The sequence below is a fragment of the Priestia sp. 3CA3 genome, assembly GCF_056836725.1.
The window spans coordinates 534,830-546,414 of sequence record NZ_JBXENJ010000001.1 but is presented as its reverse complement, the minus strand read 5'-3'; the positions used below and the strand labels follow the sequence as shown (position 1 = coordinate 546,414).

The 11,585-nt window shown below is 38.1% G+C and carries 13 protein-coding genes; 2 read left to right on the top strand and 11 right to left on the bottom strand.

Translation table 11 applies throughout. The features are described 5' to 3' along the window. Positions 1 to 168: 168 nt before the first annotated feature. Positions 169 to 774: a YphA family membrane protein gene (locus tag AC1VNJ_RS02835; RefSeq protein ID WP_028411513.1), complete on the bottom strand. Its 606-nt coding sequence runs from the start codon at positions 772 to 774 to the stop codon at positions 169 to 171. Positions 775 to 894: 120 nt separating this feature from the next. Between AC1VNJ_RS02835 and AC1VNJ_RS02830 the strand changes: the two genes are divergently transcribed. Further along, entirely contained in the window at positions 895 to 1,032 is a 138-nt protein-coding gene (locus tag AC1VNJ_RS02830; protein WP_013059024.1) for a YpzI family protein, read from the top strand. A gap of 30 nt (positions 1,033 to 1,062) precedes the next feature. Here the strand turns inward: AC1VNJ_RS02830 and AC1VNJ_RS02825 are convergent, their stop codons facing one another. From AC1VNJ_RS02825 to prsW, 10 genes are all read right to left on the bottom strand, one after another. After that, the gene (locus AC1VNJ_RS02825; RefSeq protein WP_028411514.1) at positions 1,063 to 2,277 is read right to left on the bottom strand and encodes an MFS transporter; all 1,215 of its coding nucleotides are present in this window, start codon (positions 2,275 to 2,277) and stop codon (positions 1,063 to 1,065) included. Positions 2,278 to 2,455: 178 nt separating this feature from the next. After that, on the bottom strand, positions 2,456 to 3,505 hold the full coding sequence (fni, locus tag AC1VNJ_RS02820) for a type 2 isopentenyl-diphosphate Delta-isomerase (RefSeq protein WP_098112919.1): 1,050 nt from the start codon (positions 3,503 to 3,505) through the stop codon (positions 2,456 to 2,458). A 16-nt stretch (positions 3,506 to 3,521) separates the two neighbouring features. Further along, positions 3,522 to 4,658, bottom strand: a complete 1,137-nt coding sequence (gene rpsA / locus AC1VNJ_RS02815) for a 30S ribosomal protein S1 (protein ID WP_028410732.1) — start codon at positions 4,656 to 4,658, stop codon at positions 3,522 to 3,524. Between the two features lie 162 nt (positions 4,659 to 4,820). Beyond that, positions 4,821 to 5,408, bottom strand: a complete 588-nt coding sequence (locus tag AC1VNJ_RS02810; RefSeq protein ID WP_033579748.1) for a lysophospholipid acyltransferase family protein — start codon at positions 5,406 to 5,408, stop codon at positions 4,821 to 4,823. Then, complete coding sequence (gene cmk, locus AC1VNJ_RS02805; RefSeq protein ID WP_034270899.1) at positions 5,405 to 6,079, bottom strand: (d)CMP kinase; 675 nt, start codon at positions 6,077 to 6,079, stop codon at positions 5,405 to 5,407. Before cmk ends, AC1VNJ_RS02810 begins: the two co-directional genes overlap by 4 nt. 162 nt (positions 6,080 to 6,241) lie before the next feature. Next, positions 6,242 to 6,418: a YpfB family protein gene (locus AC1VNJ_RS02800; RefSeq protein WP_013059030.1), complete on the bottom strand. Its 177-nt coding sequence runs from the start codon at positions 6,416 to 6,418 to the stop codon at positions 6,242 to 6,244. A gap of 68 nt (positions 6,419 to 6,486) precedes the next feature. After that, complete coding sequence (locus AC1VNJ_RS02795) at positions 6,487 to 7,152, bottom strand: flagellar brake protein (protein WP_028411518.1); 666 nt, start codon at positions 7,150 to 7,152, stop codon at positions 6,487 to 6,489. Positions 7,153 to 7,306: 154 nt separating this feature from the next. Then, on the bottom strand, positions 7,307 to 8,656 hold the full coding sequence (ypeB, locus tag AC1VNJ_RS02790; RefSeq protein WP_014458333.1) for a germination protein YpeB: 1,350 nt from the start codon (positions 8,654 to 8,656) through the stop codon (positions 7,307 to 7,309). Between the two features lie 17 nt (positions 8,657 to 8,673). Beyond that, positions 8,674 to 9,606, bottom strand: a complete 933-nt coding sequence (sleB, locus tag AC1VNJ_RS02785) for a spore cortex-lytic enzyme (RefSeq protein ID WP_028411519.1) — start codon at positions 9,604 to 9,606, stop codon at positions 8,674 to 8,676. Positions 9,607 to 9,751: 145 nt separating this feature from the next. Further along, a complete protein-coding gene (gene prsW, locus AC1VNJ_RS02780) occupies positions 9,752 to 10,402 on the bottom strand; it encodes a glutamic-type intramembrane protease PrsW (RefSeq protein WP_028411520.1) in 651 nt (216 codons plus the stop codon). Positions 10,403 to 10,600: 198 nt separating this feature from the next. Between prsW and AC1VNJ_RS02775 the strand changes: the two genes are divergently transcribed. Then, positions 10,601 to 11,572: an asparaginase gene (locus tag AC1VNJ_RS02775; RefSeq protein WP_028411521.1), complete on the top strand. Its 972-nt coding sequence runs from the start codon at positions 10,601 to 10,603 to the stop codon at positions 11,570 to 11,572. Positions 11,573 to 11,585: the final 13 nt, after the last annotated feature.

Genomic DNA, 11,585 nt, shown 5'->3' with positions numbered 1-11,585 from the left:
CATGACCTCTACTAATCGATCATAAGCGATAAAGCAGGATTTTTATCAGCTCTTTCTTATACTGAACTGATTAACTGCCTATCCGCTGAATAAGCATTACTCTTTCAATCAAACAATTTTATCAAAAATCACCGGTAACAACAATATAATTTTACGAAATCTCTTCTTCTATTTGTAAGTACTTTGCTTTTGCCTGTGAGACTTCAGCACGTACAAATCTAAATAAGCAGAGAAATAAACCAGCATCTCCCAAATAAACATCGCTCCTACTGCTGTGGCTAAAACGTCGAGTGTACGAAGAGACCCTATTTCATAAGATGCGATATCCCGAATGACAACTGCGTATAAAAAGTCTCCTCCAACTACACCTAAAATGATTGCTGCGAATCTTTTTTCAGCATCTTTAACCACCATAAAGCAAATATATAAGATAAGTCCAGTCAAAATCCACTTACGATCAATAAAAATCCACACAGGATCATAGAGCTCAAGTAAACAAAAACTAGCATAGGCAATTATTATAATGCCGCATACAATAACATAATATAACTGCTGAAATCGGCTGTAGCCTGAAGCATACACACACGCTACTCCCACTAAAAACAAAGCGGTGTAGCTACATGAAAACTGAGTCATATGCATGTTCATTCCGCTTAGGAGTATACTGATTAATATAATGGCTGCTACCTTCCAACGCCTAGCTGTTTTGGGCATAAGAAAAGTCGCAACAATCCATCCCATCCACGAAAGCCAATAAAAGAAAATTCCGTCCACTGAATATGGCACCTCCCCTATCTGTCATCAGTATGTATCAATTTTGGAAAACTTAATCGGGGTTTTAGAATAGAACCGCTTATTTTGGACAACCTATCAGAAAAAAGGAGGGAATATAAAATGGGAAAAGATCGTCAAGAGAAAAAATTAAAGGAATCAAAACGAGTTGAATCTGACCGTGATCAAGGACTTCACTATCCGGGAGCAACTAGCTTGCAAAGTCCTGAAGAAGCGCGCGAGTTAAATGAGCATAAATAAAAAAATGCGCTGACTTAGTCAGCGCATTTTTTATTTTAAAACTGGATGTGAAACAGGATAGGAACGTTCTTTCTTTCCTGTAAACAAAAAGAGAACTCCTCCCACTAACAATAGTGCTCCTGACAAATAAAATCCGAATTCCATACTTCCAAGTTTATCTGCAAAATATCCGGTAATGTAAGGTGCAAAGATCGATGACAGCATGCCGCTGAAGTTAAAAAAACCGTACACTTTAGAGTACATGGAAGAGGGAGTAATATCCGCCATATACGAAATTAAAATCGGATCTAATGCTAATTTCCCTATCAGACCGTACACAATTAAGCCGATTAATAGCCAAGAATAACTCTCTGTATAGGGAATAAAAAATTGACATAAAGCGCCCGCTACTGACAAACTCACAATTAATGCTTTTTTATTTGCAATTCGATCCGATATATATCCAAAGAAGATTGCTCCTGGAATAGACGCCCACGGTACTAAAGATGCTATGATGCCTGTTTGAGACCCTTCTAAGCCGCGCGAGTGCTGCAAATAATAAGGAAGCCACGTCAGCATCCCAAAAAATCCGTAAAGAGAGCAGAAGATTAAAATGTATACGAAAATATGATTTTTTGTAAATAATACTTTTAGCGACTGCTTTGTTTCTTTATTTAGCGAATTTTTTTCTTGATCCCTTTGCTTATCTTTTACAAAGAAAGCTATTAAAATAGCTATTACTATAGTCGGAATAGCAAATAAGTAAAAAGTAAACTGCCAGTCTTTTTCTAACGTATATGTAATGTATGTAGAACCGATAAAACCAAGCGATATACCAAAAGCCATTCCACTATTGATGAGCGCAGACACTAGACCTCGGTATCGTTCAGACGTGATGCTTGAAGAAATTCCGTATTGTGAACCATAATACGTTCCTTCTCCAAGTCCTGTCAGCGCCCGCATGAGCAAGAACATACCGAAAGTAGTCGTAAGTCCTGTAAAGAATGTGGCAACTCCAAACAAAATGTATCCAGCCACTAAGATCTTAACGCGACCAAATCGATCTGCCAAAAAACCCGTTGGAATCTGCATAGCTGCATACGCTGCAAAAAATACGGTAGACATTAGCCCAAGTTCAGCTTTATTAAGATCCCACTGCGCACCGATATCTCCCATAACTGGAGATAAAATATTACGATCTGCATACATGAAAACCCAGCCTAAAAAGAAAAGAAAAATTGTAAATATAGGATGTCCCTTTTTCATTACGCCACCTCTTTTTCTGATTTTTCTGTTTATATAACTTATTATAAGTGGCTAACGTTTGGGATTTCATGCTTTTTGTCACTTCTTCTGCCAACATTTTTTGTTTTTTTAAATGAGAACGCGATCATTCATCTTCTAAGGAAATAAAAAAGCAAGCAGTTAACTGCTTGCTTTTTTATCATCTGTTATTAAATGCTTCTATAGATACATTTCGCTGAGTCAGCCAGCTATGGGTATCCCCTGTAATAACTAGAGGCATTTGCTGAAGCTTAGCAATAGAAGTTGCTCCTAATGCAGCCATGATAAACGTTAACTCCTCATGCAGCTCGGCTATCTCTTCTACGACTGCTTCTAAACCAGACTTCATTAAAATGGATAGAAAATATCCTGCCATTCCCGTTGCAGAAGCTCCTAACGCAATGGACTTAGCAACATCCATAGAGGTTTGAATACCTCCTGAACCAATAATGGATATACCTTCTACGTGCTGAGATACTTCCGCTAAAGAAGCTGCTGTGGAAATTCCCCAATCATTAAAGAAGTGAAAATGTTTTGCTCGTCTTTCATTTTCGATTTTCGAAAAATTGGTACCACCGTACCCACCAATATCAACGATTTCAACACCAACATCTTTAAGTTTTTGCACTGCTTGAGCGCTCATCCCAAAACCTACTTCTTTGACAATTACAGGAACGGTTACTTCTCGGACAATTCGTTCAATACGACGTAATGCATCGGTAAAATCACGATCTCCCTCTGGCATGACCAGTTCTTGTATAACATTTAAATGAATTTGAAGTCCATTTGCTTCAAGCATATCAACCGCTTTTTTAGCTTGTTCAACTGTAGCTTCACTGCCTAGGTTGGCAAAAATAATTCCGTTAGGGTTTTCTTGACGCACTACTCTGTATGATTGTTCTTCCTTTTCATCTTTAATCGCAGCCATCTGCGATCCAACGGCCATTGCTAATTGACCATGATGAGCAATTTGAGCAAACGAACGGTTAATCCGTTCCGTTTCTTGTCCGCCTCCACCCGTCATAGCATTTATAAAAATTGGCGAACTTAACAAAAGTTCGCCAATTTTTGTATCAATATGAACATCGTGCACGCCTGTATTTGGTAAGCTATTATGAACGAAGCGAATATCATCTAGCCCGTGCAGCCGATGCTGTCCCGTTTGAATCGCATGATGAATGTGATCAATTTTACGTTTTGCTCTGCTCACAAATCATCACCATTACTTATCTTAATTTTTTTAATTGATCCCCAATCATATCACCTAATTGGAAGCCTTTTGACTCTTCTTGTAATTCATAGTCACCGTAATCTTCTTGCTCTTCTTCCTCAAGGTCACGAATGCTTAACGAAACGCGTCGTTCTTGTTCATTCACATCAAGTACTTTTACCGTCACTTTTTCGCCTTCAGAAAGAACTTCATGCGGTGTCCCGATATGCTTATGTGAAATTTGAGAAATGTGTACAAGTCCTTCTACTCCAGGTAGAACTTCCACAAAAGCTCCAAAAGATACAAGTCTTTTAACAGTTCCATCTACTACATCACCTTGGCGAAGCTTCGTAGAAATGTTGGACCATGGACCTTCTAACGTATCTTTAATAGATAATGAAACACGACCCGTTGATTTGTCAACAGATAATACTTTGACTTTCACAGTATCTCCCTCAGCTACTACGTCTGAAGGCTTTTCTACACGCGTATGTGAAAGCTGAGAGATATGCACTAGCCCATCTACTCCGCCTACATCTACAAACGCACCAAAGTCTGTTAAGCGCTGAACGGTTCCTTCTAAAACCTGACCTTCTTTTAATGACTCAAGAACATTTTCTTTTTGTTGTACAAGCTCTTCTTCTACAACTGCACGATGCGAAAGGATCACGCGATTTTTTTCTTTATCTAATTCCACTACTTTGACTGTAAGAGTTTGATCTTGATATTCTGCGAAATCATCAACGAAATGAGTTTCAACAAGAGAAGCTGGAATGAACCCTCTTACACCAATATCTACTACTAATCCGCCTTTGACAATTTCTTTGACTACCGCTTCAAACACTTCACCTGAAGAAAGTTTTGCTTCTAAACCGTCCCATGCTTTTTCAGCATCTACAGCCCGTTTAGATAACACAAGCACATCGTCTTCCACTTTAATTACTTTCGCTTCGACTTCGGCACCTTCTTGGATTACATCCCCTGCTTTTTCAATATGTAAGCTCGCTAATTCACTAATTGGAATAATACCGTCTAGTTTGCTGTTAGGCACATCTACATACACTTGCTTTTCTTCTACTTTTGTAATAGTACCTTTTACTGTTTCTCCTACTTCTAATGACGTTACCTCTACTTGATTCATATCTTCTGTCATCGTCTTTTCCTCCTCCAATATCCATCTACAATATGTATTCCCTTGTAAGAGTTCTTCACTCTTTTAGCTCATCATTATTGTATATAGCTCTGTATAGAAAAAACTCTCTTTGTTACTAACTTCTAATAAATAGAATCTTTTGTCAAGTCATAAGGTTACAAACTATTGATATTTTTCAATTAATTCACCAATGCTTTTCATAATAACTTCGGTTACTTCCTCGGCTGATGCCTTTCGTTCACGAAGTTCATCCATCTGAATTGGCGGTCCGTACACTACTTTTAACCTTGCAAAACGCTTATATGGACCAATAACAGCACAAGGAACAACAGCTGCTTTTGAACGCAAAGCAAAAAAGCCTACTCCAGCCATTCCTTTTCCTAATTTTCCATCTTTACTTCTTGTTCCTTCTGGAAACAATCCAAGCACTTTTCCTTCTTTTAAAATCTTTAACCCTTGGCGCAAAGCTTCACGATCTGCCATCCCCCGCTTTACAGGGAACGTTTCTAACTTTGGCAGAACCGTCTTCAGAAAAGGTGCTTTAAACAGCTCTGCTTTTGCCATAAACGAAATAGGCCTTGGACATGTCACACCTACCGTAGGCGGATCTAAGTTGTCAATATGATTTGAACAAAGCAAAACTCCGCCTTCTGAAGGGATATTTTCTGCACCGATTACTTCATAACGGTAAACTGGTGTTAAAATACCTTTTACAATGCCACGTGCAAACATATAAAAGCTCAAAATCATCCAATCCTTTCGTTTGTAATAGAAAGTATTTTTTCTACAACTCCTTCAATCGATAAGGAAGTTGTATCGATTTCAATTGCATCTTCAGCTTTTTTAAGAGGTGCTACTTCACGCTCAGAATCCAGCTTGTCTCTGCGGGCAATTTCTTCTTTTAAACGCTCTAAATTTGATTCAAAACCTTTTTTTATGTTTTCATCATGGCGTCGCTGTGCTCTTTCATCCACAGACGCTAATAAAAAGATTTTAACTTCTGCCTGAGGAAGCACGTGTGTACCGATATCACGTCCATCCATTACAACGCCTCCATCTTTAGCAAGACCCTGCTGTCTCGCTACCATCTCTTCACGAACTGCACGATGTTTCGCGACGATGGATACAGAATTGGTTACTTCTGCGGAACGAATTTCACTTGTAACATCCTGTCCATTTAAAATGACTACCTGCCCAGATTCAGACGGTTTTAAATCGATTACTGTTTCGTTAAGCAAATGCAATAGCTCTTCTTCATTTTGCAAATCTACCTGGTTTTTCTGCGCTTGATACGTTAGAGCACGATACATCGCTCCTGTATCAACATAAATATATGATAAGGTTTCTGCTATAATCTTTGCCACTGTACTTTTCCCAGCAGCTGCAGGGCCGTCAATCGCGATTGAAATTTGTTTTTTCATAAGTGCCTCCCTTAATTTCAAAACAGGAACAAACCACTTTCATCTTTTATACAATGAGCCATTTTATATGAAACGTTTATAAACGAAAAAAAGAGCAGGGGGTCTTCTCCTGCCTGGTGTTCACTGCATGTTTCTTTCCTAGTTATTCTACCATACGTCCGACTACTGGTCGAATGTTTCAATAATTTTATTAAAATTATTTTTGCTAACTCCCTCATACTGAATGACCTTTGAGAAATATGTACTGTGACTGCTAGATAGTAAAATACATTGGGCAATTATTAAAAACACAAATTGAATAACCACTAATTTAATTAAAATTCGTTCTATTCGATTCATCTTTTTCTCCTTTTGTAAGAAGTGATACCTTTGCTTACAGTTTAGGAAAGAGAAGTTTTTTTTATACGCTAAAGAAGACCTTTTCTCCTTAGGTCGAGCTGACGCTTTAAGGTATAACGAATCATCATTTCTTTCGTTTGTTTTTCCATGTCCATAAATTTAATAGATAGCTGACCTACTTTACAGGAAGTCGGGGCGGTAATTCGTACAACTTCCCCTTTTAATTCAAGATGCTGCAAAGTTCCCTCACGATTAGGAAGACTTAATCGTACAACAACGGAATCTTTCTCATTAAAAAGCAGCGAATGATGGAAGGAGCCGGCTACTCCACCTGCACTGATGTTTTTAGTCATGATTTCCATTACGGCCTGCTGTTCTTGTTCACTTTTTATCACCGCCTTCACTGTAAGCGGCACACGGAAAAAATTTCTTCTTTGGATGGACTTTAACTTTTTATCGCCCGGGTAAAAGAGTTTTACAACAGGCATGCCTTTTATTTCGCGTCCTGTTACTTCAGTTGGAAAGGTATATACATTTTGATTATATCCAATAAACGTAGCCAGCAATTTTGTACCTTTTAGTAAAAAAGCACTTCGCTGCGTTTCTTCATTTAGCGGATAGCTAATATAAATCACGTCTTCCGTAAACTCAACTACCTTACATCGATACGTTTGTTGTAAGGTAGACTCTCTGTGCCCGCTCTCTAACGTCAACCTCATTCCCGCTTTTATCATCTTCTCTCTCCTTCAGTTCCACTATATACACTTTTTCCCTTTATTTAAACATAGTCAAATATATTTATTTTGTAAATAAAAATTAGTCATTTAGACTCAAAAAAACTTATATAATACAAAAAAACCGGTGTCTATAGACACCGATTTCTCAGCTTTATACTTCATTATATAAAGGTTCTGAGTTTTGCAGTTTTTCGACTTTCTCTTCAAAACCCGTATCGGCATTGATAAAAATACGATACGTATCATTTTTAATTGTCCCTAAAAACTCATAGCATAGCACTTCTTCGTTTAAATCATTTGTAATAATTGCCAAGCGGTCTTCCATCACTTTTACATTCGAGTTTAGCTTGGTTTTTGCCTGTTCTTTCGAAATTTTAGGTTTTGGAATATCTCTTGTACGATGTTTTAATAAGAAGTCTTTAGCTGAGAAGCCAATCACAGATCCATCTTCTAAAGACATTTTCATTTTAACTGAATCCGGATAAATCCGAACTCCACTTTCCGTTTGCTCAACGAATGTAAAGACTCCCATGTTATCGTATTGAGCGCTTTCAGCCATCACTAGGCTTTCAAAACGATGATCTTTTAAAAACTTAGTCGCTTTGTTCATAGCATCGTTTAAACTAATATTTTGTTTTTTAATATCTCGATCTTCGAGCACCCAAAGCGGATATCCACCTTTTTGGGTAATATCCATATACGTCTCTTGTTTAGTCTTTGGATCTGTAATGGTTAAGCTGTACACCTCATAATCGGCATCTTTTCCGCTCTTTACAATATGAATTTGTTCATTTCCTTTTAAATTCAAAAACGAACGCGCCACTTGTTTGGCAACATCTTCACTAACTTCTCTACCTTTTAATTGATGAAAAGCGTTTTTTTCCTGTTCATTCGTTGCATTCATAACCCCTAAATCTGTTTCGGCAAAAGAATCCATACTTTTTTCAACGGTTTTTAATCCGTCAATAATCGTATTGTCCCCTTGCTTTTCTTTTGTGGCTAGAGCTAGCTCAACATCCATCCAGCGCAAGTTATTATCAATGACTAGATGCTGTACTTGGCGCATTTCATTTTGAATTTCGCCTGACTGATCATAAAGCGAATTTAACGTTTTATACTCTTTATCTGTTAAGGGAGATTTGCTTAAATCCCTTACCGCCACTTTGTACGTAAAGTCACCAACATCTGAAAGAAACTCTTCTGTTTTATTGAACGGTAAAAGCGATAAAGGCAGCTGTCCTACATTGTTATGAGCTTCAGAAGTTAAACGCCATACTTCTGCAAGCGCGGGCGAAAGCTGATCTCTCGAACTCATGGCAAGCGTGCCACCGATTTTATCATTTAATAAATCTAGCTGATATGACAAATCATGAAATGCTCGTTGATACGTATTCTCCGCTTGAAGCAGCACAGCATCTTTTTCTTGATGTTCGCTGTACCCCCAATACCCTACACCTACAACACCAATAGCTAATAATACAATTAAAATTGTTCGAATCATGTTTCCTTCACCTCTCTTTATCGACAGAAAATGTGTTTCCCGATTTGCTTAATTTGAGGACGTGACCAAATCCATGCGCTTGTTGCTGTATCCGGATTAAAGTAATAAATAGCATTCCCAGTAGGATCCCATCCGTTAATCGCATCCATAACCGCTTTTTTAGATGTTGGATTGGGTTCAAGCCAAATTTGCCCATCTGCTACGGCAGTAAATGCACGCGGTTCAAAAATAACTCCAGCGACTGTATTTGGAAATGACGGACTGTTAACTCGGTTTAAAATAACGGCCGCTACGGCTACTTGGCCATTATATGGTTCACCCCGTGCTTCACCATGCACAGCATTTGCCATGAGCTGAATATCATTTTGTGAAAACCCGCTCGGTACATTCACCGCTGTTGGCTTTTGTGCTTTTTCTTTCTGTTGTTCAGAATTTCCTTTAGACGTATTACGCTGCGGCTGACTGGCAGGTTTTTTTGCTTGAGAAGATCCGCTTTGTGCTTTTTGCTGACCATTGTTCCCGCTGCTTTTTCCACTGCTACCGCTTCCTTTAGACTGCTGATCAAGAGGCTTACCGCCATAGTGCGTAAACTTATTGCCTTTTCTAATTTGATTTTTCACATAGCTTTCGTGATATTTTGTTGCGTTAGCTAATTTAATCTTTGTTTGCCAGCCTGCTAAACCGTCAATCTTTTTAATGCCAAATTCATATTGAAAATTGCGCAGTGCCCAGTATGTGCTCCATCCAAATACACCGTCAATTTTCCCGTTATAATAACCTAAATACTGAAGTCTCGACTGCAGCTCAATAACGTCATCTCCAACTGCTCCGTGTTGAATGACTTGATTTGAAAACGCGTGAGCGGCCTTTGGACTCACAACGGACGCTGCAATAAATGAACATATGCATATGAGACATGCATACTTTTTAAAACATCGAAATGATAACATGACAAAACCTCCTACATCGTATGTAACTGATAAGATGATAGGAGTATTTTTTGTAAAGGTTGTTTTTTTATACAAGATGCGCAAAATTTACCGAAATGAAAAAACTCAGCTTGTAAATCTCTCAAAAAAGATTTACAAGCTGAGCCTAGACAATCGATGGCTGTTTGGCCTTTTTTACTTTTCTTAATGCCAGCCACCATAAATAAATCATAAATGGAATAATAATAAATACCCAATGATCCATTGTTTTTAAAATATAATCATATGTTCCATGTAAAATGAGCGGCGCAAATACGGAATACAGCGTCCACTTCGTTTTTTCCTTTCCTTCAGAAAACTTTGCTTTCCCTAAATAATACCCCATAATGACGCCGAATAAAGCATGACTAGATACGGGTAAAATGGCTCTTCCTAGCGCTGATTCTAAACCATTTGCAAATAAATATAAAATATTTTCAACGGTAGCAAAACCTAATGAAACAGCTGCCCCGTAAACAATTCCATCGTAATGCTCATCAAATTCCACATGCTGATAAATCGTGAAATATAAAATGAACCATTTGAAAAATTCTTCTAAAAAGCTTGTCGTAAAAAATGCTTCAAGAAAAGGTGATTGAAAAACGTGTTCTTCACCAAATACATATTGAATAAACATAATTGGCAAAACAAGCATTGCTCCAAAAATAAATGTTTTTAATACCATTGAAATAGGCTCAGTTTCATATTCATCTTTCAAATAAAAAAAACTTAACAATGCCAATCCTGGCGCAATGCCTGCAGATACAATCGCCAACATAAATAGCGCCTCATCTCCTCTATTTTTTTTAATAGTAACATGTTATCTTTAGGATGAAAATCTCCGTCTATAATGTCCTTATCTTTATATGTAAATGCTCACATAACTTGCTGTCGATTTACAAAGCCTAACAAAGACCTTAAACAAGTATACCAAAAAATGTATCATACTTATACGAAAAATTGAAAGGAGCTCTCTATGAAAACTGTTTATATTCTTCACACCGGCGGCACAATCTCGATGAAAGAAGACATGGCAACTGGAGCGGTAGCACCAGATATTCAAAACCCGCTTCACCGCTCAACATCATCTGTTTCAGGTATGGCCAATGTAATCGTAGAAGAAGCATTTCATCTGCCTTCTCCTCACATTACTCCTAAGGAAATGCTTATACTTTCAAAAAAAATACGCGATAAAATTAATGAAGGCAAAATTGATGCAGTCGTGTTAACCCACGGCACGGACACGCTGGAAGAAACCGCTTATTTTTTAGATTTAACAGTGCATACAGATATTCCAATTGTCTTAACTGGAGCTATGAGATCAAGCAATGAAATCGGTTCAGACGGTCCTTATAATTTTATATCTGCGGTTCGGGTGGCTATTAGTGACGGGGCAAAAGGAAAAGGTGTCTTAGTTGTGATGAACGATGAAATTCATACCGCTGAAAATGTGACCAAGACCCACACAAGCAACGTGGCGACATTTCAAAGCCCTCAGTACGGGCCAATAGGATTAATCACAAAACGCGGCGTATCTTTTCACCACATGCCTACAGAACATGAATTTTATCCTGTTAATCAAATAGATAAACAAATCACTTTATTAAAAGCTTATGCAGGAATGGACGACCATTTATTTCAAGCAGTGGCTTCAATGAATGTTGACGGACTTGTAATTGAAGCCCTCGGTCAAGGAAATCTGCCTCCTCTCACCATTCCAGGAATTCAATTGCTTTTGAAGCGAAAGATACCCATCGTGCTCGTTTCTCGCTGTTTTAATGGAATTGCTCAAGATGTATATGGGTATGAAGGCGGTGGCAAGCTGTTAAAAGAGATGGGCGTTATTTTTTCAAATGGCTTAAATGGTCCTAAAGCACGCATTAAACTGTTGGTTGCTCTCCAAGTAACAACGAATCATGATGAGCTGCAGCAGCTATTTAATCATTAGTAAAACAACGCAT